Source organism: Xenorhabdus sp. XBWT (genome assembly GCF_059072735.1).
Genome location: NZ_CM180990.1, coordinates 3,035,378 through 3,050,761 on the forward strand (window position 1 = coordinate 3,035,378; position 15,384 = coordinate 3,050,761).

10 protein-coding genes are annotated in these 15,384 nt (G+C 46.0%); 3 read left to right on the forward strand and 7 right to left on the reverse strand.

The window, feature by feature from the left end; genetic code table 11:
- Positions 1-22: 22 nt before the first annotated feature.
- A complete protein-coding gene (gene trmJ / locus AC5JQI_RS13135) occupies positions 23-763 on the reverse strand; it encodes a tRNA (cytosine(32)/uridine(32)-2'-O)-methyltransferase TrmJ (protein ID WP_493912483.1) in 741 nt (246 codons plus the stop codon).
- A 126-nt stretch (positions 764-889) separates the two neighbouring features.
- Between trmJ and suhB the strand changes: the two genes are divergently transcribed.
- Positions 890-1,693: an inositol-1-monophosphatase gene (suhB, locus tag AC5JQI_RS13140; RefSeq protein ID WP_237386066.1), complete on the forward strand. Its 804-nt coding sequence runs from the start codon at positions 890-892 to the stop codon at positions 1,691-1,693.
- 84 nt (positions 1,694-1,777) lie between these two features.
- Here the strand turns inward: suhB and AC5JQI_RS13145 are convergent, their stop codons facing one another.
- From AC5JQI_RS13145 to AC5JQI_RS13155, 3 genes are all read right to left on the reverse strand, one after another.
- On the reverse strand, positions 1,778-7,525 hold the full coding sequence (locus tag AC5JQI_RS13145) for an inverse autotransporter beta domain-containing protein (RefSeq protein WP_493912484.1): 5,748 nt from the start codon (positions 7,523-7,525) through the stop codon (positions 1,778-1,780).
- A 346-nt stretch (positions 7,526-7,871) separates the two neighbouring features.
- Positions 7,872-8,552, reverse strand: a complete 681-nt coding sequence (locus AC5JQI_RS13150) for a tyrosine-type DNA invertase (protein WP_493912485.1) — start codon at positions 8,550-8,552, stop codon at positions 7,872-7,874.
- A gap of 243 nt (positions 8,553-8,795) precedes the next feature.
- A complete protein-coding gene (locus AC5JQI_RS13155; RefSeq protein WP_493912486.1) occupies positions 8,796-10,031 on the reverse strand; it encodes a 3-phenylpropionate MFS transporter in 1,236 nt (411 codons plus the stop codon).
- A 50-nt stretch (positions 10,032-10,081) separates the two neighbouring features.
- Between AC5JQI_RS13155 and AC5JQI_RS13160 the strand changes: the two genes are divergently transcribed.
- Positions 10,082-10,273, forward strand: coding sequence for a hypothetical protein (locus AC5JQI_RS13160; protein WP_493912487.1), 192 nt, complete (start codon positions 10,082-10,084; stop codon positions 10,271-10,273).
- Between the two features lie 82 nt (positions 10,274-10,355).
- On the opposite strand, the gene glyA is transcribed toward AC5JQI_RS13160, so the two are convergent.
- Complete coding sequence (glyA, locus tag AC5JQI_RS13165) at positions 10,356-11,609, reverse strand: serine hydroxymethyltransferase (protein ID WP_493912488.1); 1,254 nt, start codon at positions 11,607-11,609, stop codon at positions 10,356-10,358.
- A 369-nt stretch (positions 11,610-11,978) separates the two neighbouring features.
- On the opposite strand from glyA, the gene hmpA reads away from it, so the two are divergent.
- Positions 11,979-13,169: an NO-inducible flavohemoprotein gene (hmpA, locus tag AC5JQI_RS13170; RefSeq protein WP_493912489.1), complete on the forward strand. Its 1,191-nt coding sequence runs from the start codon at positions 11,979-11,981 to the stop codon at positions 13,167-13,169.
- A 119-nt stretch (positions 13,170-13,288) separates the two neighbouring features.
- On the opposite strand, the gene glnB is transcribed toward hmpA, so the two are convergent.
- Positions 13,289-13,627 carry a nitrogen regulatory protein P-II gene (glnB, locus tag AC5JQI_RS13175; protein WP_049584201.1) on the reverse strand — a complete coding sequence of 113 codons (339 nt, stop codon included), beginning with the start codon at positions 13,625-13,627 and terminating at the stop codon, positions 13,289-13,291.
- Between the two features lie 15 nt (positions 13,628-13,642).
- Positions 13,643-15,265 carry an NAD+ synthase gene (locus AC5JQI_RS13180; RefSeq protein ID WP_493912490.1) on the reverse strand — a complete coding sequence of 541 codons (1,623 nt, stop codon included), beginning with the start codon at positions 15,263-15,265 and terminating at the stop codon, positions 13,643-13,645.
- Positions 15,266-15,384: the final 119 nt, after the last annotated feature.

Below are 15,384 nucleotides of genomic sequence, written 5' to 3' on the forward strand. Positions count from 1 at the left end.
ACACTAACCATCTGTATTTAAATTATTTTTTATCCCATTTCTCCATAGAAGTCAGTATACCACGCAGGATATTCAACTCCTGAGTTTCTGGCCGTGCTCGGGTATACAGTCGTCTCAGCCTGTTCATTATCTGACCGGGGTGCGCTTTGCGAATGAAGCCGGATTCACTCAATACCTGCTCAAGATGGTGGTAAAAACGCTCCATATCTTCGATAGGTGGATATTCAGTTTCATGCTCTGAAGAAGCGGCTTTGTCTGGCTGTTCCTGATCCTGAGATGCAAGGTGTGCCATGCGAATTTCATAGCTGACCAATTGTACAGCCATTGCCAGATTCAGAGAACCATATTCCGGGTTGGTTGGAATATAAAGGTGATAATGACATTTTTGCAGTTCTTCATTCGTCAGGCCAACACGTTCCCGGCCAAATACAATCGCAACCGGCGAGCGGCTGGACGCTTTGACACAGCGTTCACCACATTCACGTGGTTCGAGGATTGGCCAGGAAAGGGTGCGTGAACGGGCACTGGTTCCGATAACCAATTCACACCCTGCCAATGCTTCATCCAACGTATTTACAATCATTGCATTACCAATGACGTCACTTGCTCCGGCTGAAAGCGCGATGGCGTGAGAATCAGGTTGAATAAGCGGATTCACCAGATACAGATTGGATAATCCCATTGTTTTCATGGCCCTGGCGGCTGATCCCATGTTACCCGTGTGGGAAGTTTCTACCAGAATAATGCGGATATTCTCTAACATGACGGCTTTTAGATTCGGTAATAAGAGTCGAATATCTTAACACAGCATTAGTCATTTTGCCGAACTACTGCTATACTGCGCGCCGATTTGTTTCCCGTTCTTTAAAATCCTGGTGGAAGATACCCCATGCATCCGATGCTAACCATTGCTATACGCGCAGCGCGTAAAGCCGGCAACTATATTGCCAAGAGCTACGAAACCCCTGATGCCGTAGAGGCAAGCCAAAAAGGCAGTAACGATTTCGTCACCAATGTTGACCGTGAAGCAGAAGCGCTGATCATCGACATTATTCGCAAGTCTTACCCTAAACACACTATTATCACCGAAGAAAGCGGTGAGCATTTAGGTGAAGAAGACGATTTCCAATGGGTTATCGATCCACTGGATGGCACCACCAACTTTATTAAACGTCTCCCACATTTTGCTGTTTCTATTGCCGTGCGCATTAAAGGCCGCACTGAAGTGGCCGTGGTTTACGATCCAATGCGTAATGAACTGTTCAGCGCAACACGTGGTCAGGGTGCTCAGTTGAACGGTTATCGCCTGCGTGGTTCTAAGGCCCGCGATCTGGAAGGTACTGTTCTTGCTACTGGTTTCCCGTTCAAAGCAAAACAGCACACTATCCCTTACATGAATGTGCTGGGTAAATTATTTGACCGCTGTGCAGACTTCCGTCGTACAGGTTCTGCGGCACTGGATATGGCATATGTTGCTGCCGGACGTGTAGATGGTTTCTTCGAGATTGGTCTGAAACCATGGGATTTCATGGGCGGAGAATTGCTGGTACGTGAATCCGGCTGTATCGTCACTGATTTCGTCGGTGGTCATAACCATATCAACTCCGGCAACATCGTTGCAGGCAGTCCGCGTATTGTTAAAGACATTTTGTCTCACATGCGCGAAGAATTAACGGAAGCACTGAAACGTTAATTCGTTAATTATAAAATAAATATGATTTGAGTAATGTCGGTTTCAGGGCAGCAATTAAAGTGCCCTGAAATTTTTATGAGATTTTTATTTGCGGCAAATAGGAATATACAGACCGCCACCGTCGGAATTACTACTGCCACTATGCCCAGTAATATTATTAACTAAGTTTACAACGGCTATATTGGCTGGCGCCTGTGGAGCATATTCTGAAGTCCAGATAGGGTAATTGGCAGTATTATTAACTGGCCAGCCATATGCAGTATACAAATTATTTTGGGGAGTACTTAAATTATGTTCAGCCAATTCTCTTGCTATTGCAATAGTTGGCAGAGACGCATTAAAGGTCTTCTGGCAATAATTACTTGTCCTATTCCATCTTATTCTGCCCCATGATTCATGATTATTATACGTATTAGCTATTTCAGAATTATTTATTCCTCCAGCCCGCATCTCCGAACTCAAATGTGGCCGATAGAATGAATAATTACCAATCTTAATCGTTTCCTCCATATGTCCCCAATAGTTGGCCCTATCCGTATCTGGGCTGGTAATCACGGTAAAAATAACATCCCATGTTTTGGGTGGGAGATTGGCTCCGTCATTAACTTTTACTGAAAGCGTTGTCCTTGTTCCAATACCGTTAGGATCTGTCACATTGATAACGAGATTACCTTTTTCGTCTGTATAACCACTGTAAGCATTGTCTTTATCCTCCAGTTTTCCTTTTTGCGCATCCAATTTTACCGTGGCTTTGTCCGAAGCTTTTTGACGGTTCATGGCGGTCATCTTAATGGTCACAGGCACACCGCCAACGGATTTTCCATCTGCTCCTGTAGTATTGATGGTGAGCTTAATAGGATCAGAGTTAGTATTTTTCACTTTAACCGCTGGAGTGCCATCGGCATCCTCTTCAGTTTTATTTGAGGTTATCCCGAAATCACCCGCAACACCTTTTATGGTGCCATCCGAGTTACCGCCCGTGACAGTACCTTTTTGGGTTTCCTGTTTGGTATCCGTTGCAACTTGTTCACCGCGTATACCTAATATGTTACGGGGAACCATCGCGAGTTGAATAATCCGGCCACTGTCTTCGGGTTGCAGAGTATACTCAGGCACCGACTCACTCTTATCTGGTTTAATAACATGGCCCGGATCCTGACCTAAATCGGATACTGACTCTTCCGGTGACTTAGGGGCATTCGGATCAGCGGATGCCGAATATTTGATACCCCAGGCAAAAATCGAATTATCCTTGTCATCCCCACCATTAGATTTAAAGATATACGAACCGGTAAGGGTTTTCCCCATTTCCAACGTACCGTTAATGGTTAATCCTTCAATGATAGGTCCCAAGGTTGGGTTAATTATGCCACCTTGGCTGTCTCCGCCTTCAAGCACAGAATTATCCAGCCCTGTATTGATCACGACAGGTTCGCCAGTCCCATTAAGGCTGTTCTTCGGTGTAATGGTGAGTTCTAACAGTTTACCGATATCATCGTTCCCCAGAGTATAGGAAGTTATTTTTCCACTCGGGATTTTTTTCCCGTCTACAATTCCCTTGGCTTCTGGATCCAATACATCTTCCCGCTGAACTGATCCGGGTTTAAAACGTTTCCAGACATACTCAGAGTTATCTGTGATATCGCCATTTTGGGGGTTAAAGGTATAATTTGCGGTCAATACTTCATCAATGTACAGTTTACCACTCAGCATCAGATCCTCTATGGCGGGCTTAGCCGCAGGGTCAAGGATAGCCCCCGGTTTTCCCCCCTTGGATACGGTTTTATTAATGTCGGGATCATTGATGCCTGTATCCACCATTTTAAGCTCCCCGGTACCTTGCTTACCATTAATGGGCTTAACCGTAATGGCGATGGTTTTCCCGGCATCGTCCTGTACCAGATTTTTCGTCAGGATACCGGATGTGTCCGGTACTGGCTGAAAATCTTGTGGCGTTTCTTCCTTGTCATGCCAGACAAACTGGGAATTATCTGTCGCATCCCCGCCGTTATCATTAAAGGTATAGGTCGCTGTCAGGGGGTTATTGATTTCCAAATCACCGCTCAAGACAATCTTGTCGATGCTCGGTTTGGCGCTCGGATCAGCCACTCCCCCCTGATTATTGCCGCCCTTGACCTGATTACCGGGTTCTCCTTTACGTAATACCACCGTGTTGACGGTACTTTCCCCAATGTTTACCGCATTAGCCGCCAGTACTGACAATTCGAGTATCTTGCCGTTGGCCTCTGGCGGAATAGTATAAACAGGTACTTTGCCTCTTTTTGTCACATTGCCAAACTGCATTAATCCTTCTTGGGTGACTTGAATCCGGGACAGTTTTCCCTCTTTGATATCAGCAGCCTTGGCCAGCGACTTCGCCTTCTCCGCGGTAGTATTCTCTGCACCCCAGACAAAGAACGAATGGTCGTCATCATTCCCGCCATTAGGCTCAAACTGATAAGTCGCGTTTAGCTGCCCGCCCAATTCCATGTTGCCGATCACGATTAATTGACTGATCGAAGGAGCATTAAGCGTATCGAACTCAAGCACTGTCTCTTTCTTCATATCCGTGCCGTCCACGGTGGTAACCAGCGTCCAGTTACCAGTGTTATTACCCGCGGTAATAATAGTTTCATAAATTCCCTCAGAGACTTCCCTGATTTCACCTATTTGCGGATCTTTGCCCTCTCCTTTAAGCCCACCAATACCAGCTACCCTGATACTGTCTTTCGCACCAGTCAATGGATGGCCTTGCTTATCTTTCAGCTCAATGCGAATTTTTTTAGTGGAGATACCATCCGCAGGCAGGGCATTGCTGCCATCCGTCGGTGCAACGGTGGAACCTTGAGAATCCAGTGCTTCTGACAGTGTTTGCCCGAAGTCAACGGTAGCCGGACGTTTCATTTTCTTACCGAAGACCTCTGGTGTCAGAACCCATTGTCCCTGCTTTTCGCCGGCAGTGACGGGCACTTCATAGATCCCGCTGCCCGGCGGCACTTCTGTGGCCTTGCCATGAGTGGGCATTTCCCCCTTGCCGTACAGCTCATGGTTATCCGGTATCAGGTTGATATGGTCTTCCACGCCAGTGACCGGATGACCATTGATGTCTTTCAGGTTCAGCCGGATAACGGTGGTATCCCCCTGATTCGGCAATTTGCCTTTTTCCGGAATAAACTCAGATTTGTTAAGATCTATCAGATCCGCGATTGAGGTGCCGAAAGTGATTTCGGTCGGCGTCTCCAGTGGCTTACCGTCTATCTTAGTGATGACTTTCCACTGGCCTGTTTTGTCACCCGCCTTGACTTTCACCTTGTAAATTCCGCTGTTTTCCGGCTCTTCCCACACTTTATCGATAGTCGGCTTGTTTTTTCCGTCGCCCGTCAACTCGTCACCATTGTTTTCGAACGTAATACTGTCTTTGGCGTTCGGAATGGGTTTACCATCCTTGTCTTTCAGGTGCAGGGTCATGATGGTGCTGTCTTCATTGTTGGCAGTCAGCACGTTGGTGGCCGGGGTAAAGGCTGAGTATTGGGTATCCACAATGTCCGCCAGTGACTGTCCAAAAGTCATGTGGGTGCGTTTCAGCTCTTTGCCATCCACCACTGGGGTGAATGTCCAGATGCCTTTTTTCTTGCCCGCAGTCACTTTGGTCTTGTAGGTGCCGCTACCGGGCGGATCTTCGCGGATGTCACCCAATGTCGGGTTGGGTGCCTGACCGTACAACTCACTTTTGTCATCAGTCAGCCTGATTTTATCTGCCACACCCGTGATGGGGTTGCCATCCTTGCCTTTCAGATTGAGGATAATCTCAGTACTGTCTCCTTCCTGATTCAGTGTCCCGTTTGCCGGTTTAAATTCAGTTTTATCCGTATCAATCATCTCTGACAGCGACGTCCCAAAATCAACCACTGTCGGGGTCAGGGCATGTCCGTCCACTGTTGGTGTGAGGCTCCATTTACCGTTCTTGGTGCCCGCAGTGGCAGTGATTTCATAAATGCCGCTGCCTGCCGGCACTTCGCGGATTTCACTCCCCAGTACGGGATCTTTGTCCTTGCCGCTGCCAGTGAGCAGGCTTTTATCCTCGCCAAACGTGATATTGCCCGCCGCGCCGCTGACCGGCTTTCCGTCATTATCCGTCAGTTTCAGGCGGATAATGGTTTGGCTCTTGCCGTCAGCCACCATGGATTTGTTGGCGGGTTCAAAGCCGGAGCCACCCGGATTGACGGCGGATGCCACTACCATAATCTGGGCTTCCATCCGCTCAGACGCATTGCCCTGTGTGTCATAGGCAATACCGGACAGACTGTAGGTGTTGTTGCCTTTTTCCTGATACAGCGGCAGGGTCAGCAAGTAATGGGTGCCGCCACGCACGGATTCAGCCGCAAAACCGGCAGTACGGGCACTGGCATTTTCCAGCTTGCCGCCGGCGGCCACCAGCGCCGCAGTATCCCAGACAATCTCTTTCAGGCCGTGCTTGGCGCTGACATTGACATTCAGCGGTATCACGGCTCCGCCGCGCCCGCTTATCTGGTTTTCCATCATCAGGCGTATCAGTTGCTTTTTACGGTATTCCAGCACGATTTGGTTATTGCGCTCCACTAAATCATAGCGTCCGCCTTGCAGACTGCGCTTAAAGGCCATGGCATCGGGATCTACCTGTTTTGACCACGGGGTGCCGATTTCATAGTTCAGACCGAAATTAAACAGAGTTTCCCCGCCGCCGGAGGCACTCTGCCGGCGGTCAAGCCCTAACGTCACCAATGGAATGGGGGTATAATTGGCGCCCAGCGTAAAGGCGGCAGGGTTTTTCTGCCGGCGCTTTTCGCTCAGCAAACCAACTTCATCCCCGAAATACTGTTCATAGATAAGTTTGCCGCCCAATTGCGGATAGGACGGAATATAGCCTTCTGCCCGAACGTCAAACCCGTTGGCAGGGCGCTCTTCGTAATCGTGCAGTTTCTTGCCGTCTTTCCAGCCGCTGGCACGAAAATAGCCGTTCGCCCCGAATTTCATAAAGTCACGGGCGTATTCTGCCCCGACGCCAAAACGGGTATGGTCACGGGTAATGTCGTGGTCAAGAAACGCGTTGTAGCCTAACAGGGCGCCATCAAGAAAATGGCGCTGCCCCAGCCCGACGTTGGCAGTCGTGCGGCTGTCAATATGGCGCAGGCCAAACTGGGTAAAGGCCATCTGTTTTTCGGTGTCATAAAGCGGCAACAGCATATCAAACTGGCTTCCCTCCAGTCGCCCGCGGTCATCCACATTGGCCTGCACTTTGACCGTGCCGTAGCGTTGCAGCCAGTTCTGCACCGTCTGATTGGTCTCACTGAGTGCCATGCCGCGTAACTGGTTTTTGGTGCTGTCCACGATGTTGCCACTTTTCAGCATACCGGCGGCATGGGAAGCCGCTCCTGCCAGCCAGTGTTCGGTGTTGCCGTGTTCAGGCTGGCTGACGGCCGATGCACGTGTCAGGCTCTCCGACAGTAACTTATCCGTGCTGGTATGAGGCACTTCAATCTCATCGCCGGCCCCCAGCGCGGAGAACGGCTTGTTGAACGCCCGTTGCTGGTTCAGTTTTTTCAGCGCCGAAACAGTCATGCCGTGCCGCTTGGCAACGGTTTTGACACTTTCGCCAGCCATCAGACGGTAAGACCCGATTTGCTGATGATGCTGTATTTCTTGTGCAACATGTTCTGTTTTGGCTATCGCCAATGCGGGAGTAAACGCTCCCGCCACAGGAAAGGCCACTTGCGCAAAAATATTTATCCATGCCATTTGCTTGAGGCGATGCCGCTGTTTATCTGTCCACTGCTTATCTTGTTTCTTTAGCATGTTTATCAACCTTCTGAATCAACATTATCCTCGACGGACGTCTCAGACGTCAGTGCTATTGACTCATCCCAGAGCGGTGTTGCTATCCACATGTGTTGTTATCCACCAGATGAATTGACAATTAGTACCAAACTGTCAAGTCACCTAAAATGTCTCTTCTTAACTTTAGTTTATGTTTTTCTCCATCGGCAAAAATCAACTCAGCTTATTGATTCTTAACTAATAAATTTTCCTTGTTTTTTGTCTTTCCTGACGATGCCAGTCAATTTATTTCTGCTTGATTTTTCTATTTATTTTCCCCCCTTTACATAGTATTCGATATCGAAAGAGTAATTCCCTGCATTGATCAATCTTCAGTGGTCATTTTGTCTATCAATCTTGTTTTTTTGGATAAATCCTCCTTAGTTGACAGTTTGGTACTAATTGTCAAGTAAGCGCGTTTTCCTTTTTGATCCCATATCGTCTCGAAGCGACCCGCATTACTCGCAGTGTAACGGACAGTATGACGAATATTACGGTGGCCTAAATAGTCCTGAATCAAACGGGTATCGACACCATTGTCCGCCAGTGCATAACCACAGGCATGCCTCAACATGTGCGGATTCGCGCAAATCGACAATCTGGCCTTCTGGCTGGTCTGCCGGATGATTTTATACATCTGCTGCCGCGACATGCGCTGACCATTGCGGGAGAGAAACAACCAGTCTGCCTCTTCCCCGGATTGTTGGTGTGGCGGGGCTTTTGATAAATAATTCTGTCGATATACCAACCAGTGACGAATAAGCTGGACTTCACGTTGTACCATAGGATGAATGGTGGAAAAGCCGTTTTTCAGCCGCTGTACCCGCAGGCTTCTGCCATCCAAATCCACATCCGACAGTTTCAGACTCAACAGTTCAGAAACTCGAAATCCGTGAATAAAAGACATAAACATCATACATATATTACGTTCCGCATGGGCATGCTTGCCCAACTCCCTGAGCAGAATCTCTATCTCAGGCTGAGTCAGGTACTTACGTTTTAGCATGGTATTCACCTCCAGAAAGCGATAAAGAGCCAGTTCCATCCAGCTCTGGGGATAGAATAATAAAAACGGGTCATTTATTAGTGTTGTTGATTATTTGCAGAGTGCAAGGTGAGTGAGTGGATCTTCATCATCCACCATATTTTTAGACAATATTCTTATGATAAAAAACTCCGTTGTTTTAAACGGAGTTTGTCTGTGGCCTAAAAATCCCTGTTAATGCCCTTTTATCATTTTCGCATTTAATTAATGCGCATGGGCTTCTACTTTTGGCCGCAGAAAAAATGCCGGCAAAGCAACCAATGCCATAACCCAGAATATGCCACCGCCCATGCGTTCATACATGAAACCGGCAACTATACTCATGACTGCAATACCGCCTCCCATCGCCAAAGCGGAGTAGATTGCCTGCAACCGAATAATTTCGTTTTCTCTTCTGGCACCAATAAATCGCATTGCAGCCAGATGGCAAACAGTGAAAGTACCGCAATGCAAAATCTGAATAATGATTAAAGCATATAATTCGGTAGATATTCCCATCAATCCCCAACGAAACACGCCACAAATACAGGATAGTAACAATAGATTACGCGCACTCCAGCGGCGGAATAATTGATTACTGCATGTAAAAACGACAACTTCTGCAACCACTCCCAATGACCAAAGATAACCAATGGTTGATGAAGAATAACCCGCTTTCTCCCAATAAATGGAACCAAAACTGTAGTAACCTGCATGTGCCGCTTGTAATAAAGTCACGCACACTAAAAATTGCCATACAGATTTTTCAGACAGAAGCTCTTTAAAAGATACTGCATTGGTATTTGCTGTTTTAATTTTGCCGACAGGCATAATAGAAGGCTTTAGCATCATACCCAATAGCATTCCGGTGACGCTGAAAATCAAAAAAGCGAGAACAATATGATGTGTACCAAACAAATCACTACCAATCCAACCATTAAGTCTGTCAAATGACATACTCCAGCCAAAATCAAGGCTATCGATTGAGAAACTGACTCCATTGGCAGACATTAATATGCCCGTTAGCGAGGAACTAATAATAAACGCAATCGAACCCCAGACCCTTACCTTGCCATAATCAAAAGTAAATTGTTTGTGCCATGTTCCCGCCAGAGCATCCGATAAAGGCATTAAGGGGGAAAAAAATAAATTGAAACCTATCATGACAAAGAAAATCCATGCCCAGTGACTGCCAAATACAAAACCAATAGTAAAAAGTAACGATAATAATGAGAGGAAACGCAATGCGTTAATTAATTTGGATGGATCTTTTACCATAGGAGAGATGACCAGACTGCCGATAAAGCGGGCGATCAATCCAGCACCCAGCAATATTCCTATCATTGAAGGTTCAATACCTTCGCCTTTTAACCAAACAGACCAGAATGGCAGGAATATGCCGAAAGAAAAAAAATAAGTGAAATAACCCAACCCTAGCCAAAATGTCGATGGAACAGCCATCCAAATGCCTCCATTTTTCAAATGCAAAAAACCCGCTCAGGACTGACATCATGAGTCGGGTTTCCATTTTATCGATAGCACTTTTATCGATAGCACTACTTGATCACGCTGATATTATAACCTTCGTCTTTCAAGACGCCGCTTTGTTGGCTACACTCACTCACCCCAGTCACCGTTTTTATCAACATACGGTTCACTATGCTTTTGAAGGTTCGCTCTCTTGCCGTCGAAATACATCTTAAAATCCATTGGGTATATCTGACTAATAGCGCTGATACGTAAATGGTATTAACCAAACAGTGCTAACCGATATTTTATTTCAATTTACGCGTAAACCGGATACTTCGCACAGATTTCCAATACTTTCTGTCTAACGCTTTCAACCATCGCATCATCGTTGATGTTGTCTAACACATCACAGATCCAACCAGCTAATTCACGGGTTTCTTCTTCTCTAAAGCCACGTCGGGTAATAGCAGGCGTGCCGATACGAATACCAGAAGTTACAAACGGGCTACGGGGATCGTTAGGCACACTATTTTTGTTAACAGTAATATTGGCGCGCCCTAATGCTGCATCTGCTTCTTTACCGGTAATGTCTTTATCCACCAAATCCAACAAGAACAGATGGTTTTCAGTCTCACCAGAAACCACTTTATAGCCGCGTTGCAGGAACACTTCTACCATGACTTTCGCGTTTTTGGCGACTTGCTGCTGATAAATCTTAAATTCAGGCTCCATCGCTTCTTTCAGCGCAACAGCCTTACCGGCAATAACGTGCATCAGCGGGCCACCCTGAGAACCGGGGAAAACAGAAGAATTTATTTTCTTGTAAAACTCTTCATCACCACCTTTCGCTAAAATCAGGCCACCACGTGGACCAGCCAGTGTTTTGTGCGTTGTGGTTGTGACAACATGGGCATGAGGAACTGGATTTGGATAGACATCCGCAGCCACCAAACCAGCGACGTGAGCCATATCAACGAACAAATAAGCCCCGATTTCATCGGCAATTTCACGCATCTTCGCCCAATCAACAACACCGGAGTAAGCAGAGAAGCCGCCGATAATCATTTTTGGCTGGTGTTTTTGCGCTTGGGTACGGATATCGTCGTAATCGATTTTACCTCTGTCATCAATACCATAAGGCACGATGTTATACAGTTTACCGGAGAAGTTGACTGGAGAGCCGTGAGTCAAATGGCCGCCGTGAGCCAGATTCATCCCTAAAACAGTATCTCCGGGTTGCAGCAATGTCATATACACCGCAGCATTTGCCTGAGAACCAGAGTGTGGCTGGACGTTAGCATAATCTGCACCAAACAACTCTTTCGCACGGTCAATCGCAAGTTGTTCAACAACATCGACATACTCACAGCCGCCATAGTAGCGTTTACCCGGATAACCTTCCGCATACTTGTTAGTGAGCTGAGATCCTTGAGCCTGCATAACCCTTGGGCTGGTGTAGTTTTCAGAGGCAATCAATTCAATGTGTTCTTCTTGACGACAAACTTCCTGTTCCATCGCTTGCCACAGTTCGGGATCGTAATTCGCAATATTCATTTCACGCTTTAACATTTGGTTCTCCTGACTCAGCTACATCACTAAAAATTACCCCTGAGGGCCAGAATGTCACACAGTGTAAACTCTTTTTCTCTAATGAGATAGTCTTGACAAGATAATTTACGCAAACGTTTGCATTGTTTGTTGATGGCCTCTTTGCGGCTAAATAACTAGCTATAAAATCAACAATTTCAGATTTATCACTAATATTTGTGATCTTAATCAAAATTTATTCTCATAAAAAGACAAGATCCTTTCGAATTTTTGGTTTAAATCAACATGATCTTCTTTTTTTTATTTGGTGTATTCCCAAATGCCATAAGTTGCATTTAAAATACATCTTATAGATTTCGAGGTCATTTGAGGAAAACTCAGGAGATTCCCATGCTAGATAGTCACGTTATCACCACCATAAAATCCACCATTCCACTGATCGTTTCTACAGGCCCGAAACTGACTGCCCATTTTTATGAGCGTATGTTCAAACATAATCCTGAATTAAAAGATATTTTTAACATGAGCCATCAGATAAATGGTGCTCAGCATGAAGCCCTTTTCAACGCGCTTTGCGCTTATGCCTCGAATATTGATAACTTGTCGGCACTCTTGCCCGCCGTGGAAAAAATCGCCCATAAACATACCAGCCTGAACATTCAGGCTGAACATTACCAAATTGTGGGTACACATCTTCTGGCAACAATTGATGAAATGTTCCACCCCGGTGAGGAAGTTCTCAACGCTTGGGGAGAAGCCTACAATGTGTTAGCCAATGTCTTTATCCATCGGGAAGAAGAAATTTATCAGGATGGTGAAGATCAGGAAGGCGGTTGGCGTGGTCTACGTCAATTCCGTGTCAGCCGGAAACAGCCACAGAGTGATGTCATTACCAGCTTTGAATTTGTGCCCGTTGATGGCAGCAAAGTTATGGATTATAAGCCCGGGCAATATTTAGGGGTCTATCTGGAAAATCCTGCGTTTGAAAACCGCGAAATTCGCCAATATTCACTGACCACAGCGCCAAACGCAACCCATTACCAAATTGCAATTAAACGTGAACCTCAGGGCAAGGTTTCAAACTATATGCACAATCACTTACAAGAAGGTGATGTCGTGATGCTGGCAGCGCCGCACGGTGATTTCTTCCTTGATGTCCAGCATGATACGCCCGTTACACTGATTTCTGCCGGTGTTGGTTTGACACCAATGATGAGTATGCTGCAACACTTACATCATCAGCGTCATGCAGGTACAGTCAATTGGTTTCACGCAGCAGAGCATGGCGGTTATCACGCTTTCTCAGATAAGGTAAATGAAATTTCCCAGTCTATGCCTAATTTCCATTCTCAGGTTTGGTATCGTGAACCACGTGCTCTGGATCAGAAAGGCGTGGATTATCAATACACCGGATTTATGGATCTGTCCCTTGTAAGGGATTCGGTAACGGAAAAAGGGATGCAATTCTATTTCTGTGGGCCAATCGCTTTCATGCAATATATCGCCAAACAGCTTCTGGAAATGGGGGTTGATGAACAACATATTCACTATGAAAGTTTTGGCCCACATAAAGTGATTTAACACAGCCTCATATACAAATTAAGTGATAACGGTTACAAATTGGAAATACTTATATTCCTCTCCCATTTGAATATGGGTCATTACCCATGTTTCCGTTATCACTTTTTTCAGAATTTCAGTTAAATCGCTTCTTCGTCCTGCTCACCAGTGCGGATACGCACAACACGGGCAACATCAAAAACAAAAATTTTGCCATCACCGATTTTGCCGGTTTGTGCGGTCTGCATGATTGTTTCGACACAGGTATCAACAATATCATCCGGTACAATAATTTCTATTTTGACCTTTGGCAGAAAATCCACCATATATTCCGCACCGCGATAAAGCTCAGTATGTCCTTTCTGGCGACCAAACCCTTTTACTTCTGTCACGGTCATACCAGTGATACCCACTTCAGCCAGAGCCTCACGTACATCATCCAGCTTGAAAGGTTTGATAATTGCATCAATCTTTTTCATGAAGTTTTCCTGTTATTACCAGTTCTTACGCCCGAAACCAGAAGTAATCGGGTAGCGACGATCTTTACCAAAATCACGTTGGGTAATGCGTGGGCCGATAGGTGCCTGACGACGTTTATATTCGTTTATATCAACCAGTCGGATCACTTTGCGAACAATGGCTTCATCAAAACCTTCAGCAACTAAATCAGCTACTGTTTTGTCTTTTTCAACATATCCTTCAAGGATAGCGTCCAGCATGTCATATGGCGGCAAACTATCCTGATCCAGCTGATCCGGTGCCAGTTCCGCAGAAGGTGGACGATCTATTACCCGCTGAGGGATAGCCGGAGATACTGTATTACGGTATTCGGACAATGCAAATACCATCGTTTTTGGCACATCTTTCAACGCATTAAAGCCCCCCGCCATATCGCCATACAAAGTGGAGTATCCTACTGCTGATTCACTTTTGTTACTGGTCGTCAATACAAGGCGGCGGCGTTTGTTTGACATTGCCATCAAAATAACTGCACGACAGCGGGCCTGCAAATTCTCTTCTGTTGTATCTTTTTCTGTTCCCGCGAATATCGGTTCAAGTTGCGCCATAAACGCATCAAACATAGGTTCGATGGATACCACATCAAACTCAACACCCAGCATTTCTGCTTGTTCCCTGGCATCGTGGATGCTCATCTCTGAGGTATAGCGGAATGGCATCATAACCGCCTGCACGTGCTCTTTACCTAGCGCGTCTACAACAATCGCCAGTGTCAAACCAGAATCAATCCCGCCTGATAAGCCAAGCAAAGCGCCTTTGAAACCATTTTTCTGTACGTAGTCACGAACAGAGAGCACCAGTGCCTTGTAGATTTGTTCAAGCAGTGGCAGCTGAGGTGTAGGGTTCGCCATCGGTTCAATATTCATGTCATTGAAGCGGCATTGTTCAATCTGCTCTTCAAACGCTGCCATACGATGGGTAATTTCACCATTTGTATCAAAAACTTTTGAGCAACCATCAAAGATAAGCTGATCTTGTCCGCCAACCTGATTGAGATAGATGATCGGTAGTTGAGTGCGCTGGCAATGGGATTTAATTAAGGTACTGCGAATATTCGGTTTTTCACGATTATAAGGAGAAGCATTAATCGACAGAACAATTTCTGCACCAGCTTGTTTCAGGGCATCAATTGGCGCATCAAACCACAAGTCTTCGCAAATCAACAAACCAAGATTATAACCCTTAAATGGTATTACACAGCTTTGCTTACCCGCCTTGAAATAACGCTCTTCATCAAAAACGCCATAATTTGGCAGTAACTGCTTGAAATATCTGGCAACAACTTCACCCTTCCAAAACAGTGAAAGGGCATTGTAGAGTTTACCATCTTGTTGCCACGGATGCCCCACTAAAATAGCGACCTGAGAGCTTGCTTCCTGCAAACGTATCAATTGTTCACGGCAACGTTGATGCAAATCGGGACGGAACAGTAAATCTTCAGGAAAATAGCCAGACAGTGCCAGTTCTGAAAACATAACCAGATCAGCATTTTTTTCTTGCTGTTCCTTGACTGTTTGCAACATACGCTCGCAGTTGCCTTCGATGTCTCCCACCAGCCAATTTAACTGGGCAAGACCGATATTAAGAGTACGACTCATAGAATGCGGCTCTCCTGGGCCATAATTCATCTATCTATCTTACTTCGTCTTAGCAAGACAGTGCATCTATCCCTTCGTCTTTCAAATTTCAGCGTTGGTGCCGCGCTGCAATCTGAAAT

Excerpts from the sequence above, each read along its gene's own strand:
- AC5JQI_RS13160 (WP_493912487.1), top strand. The coding sequence starts at position 10,082 with ATGAGTCGGGTTTCCATTTTATCGATAGCACTTTTATCGATAGCACTA.
- glyA (WP_493912488.1), bottom strand. The coding sequence starts at position 11,609 with ATGTTAAAGCGTGAAATGAATATTGCGAATTACGATCCCGAACTGTGG.
- AC5JQI_RS13155 (WP_493912486.1), bottom strand. The coding sequence starts at position 10,031 with ATGGCTGTTCCATCGACATTTTGGCTAGGGTTGGGTTATTTCACTTAT.
- hmpA (WP_493912489.1), top strand. The coding sequence starts at position 11,979 with ATGCTAGATAGTCACGTTATCACCACCATAAAATCCACCATTCCACTG.
- suhB (WP_237386066.1), top strand. The coding sequence starts at position 890 with ATGCATCCGATGCTAACCATTGCTATACGCGCAGCGCGTAAAGCCGGC.
- AC5JQI_RS13180 (WP_493912490.1), bottom strand. The coding sequence starts at position 15,265 with ATGAGTCGTACTCTTAATATCGGTCTTGCCCAGTTAAATTGGCTGGTG.
- AC5JQI_RS13150 (WP_493912485.1), bottom strand. The coding sequence starts at position 8,552 with ATGCTAAAACGTAAGTACCTGACTCAGCCTGAGATAGAGATTCTGCTC.
- trmJ (WP_493912483.1), bottom strand. The coding sequence starts at position 763 with ATGTTAGAGAATATCCGCATTATTCTGGTAGAAACTTCCCACACGGGT.
- glnB (WP_049584201.1), bottom strand. The coding sequence starts at position 13,627 with ATGAAAAAGATTGATGCAATTATCAAACCTTTCAAGCTGGATGATGTA.
- AC5JQI_RS13145 (WP_493912484.1), bottom strand. The coding sequence starts at position 7,525 with ATGCTAAAGAAACAAGATAAGCAGTGGACAGATAAACAGCGGCATCGC.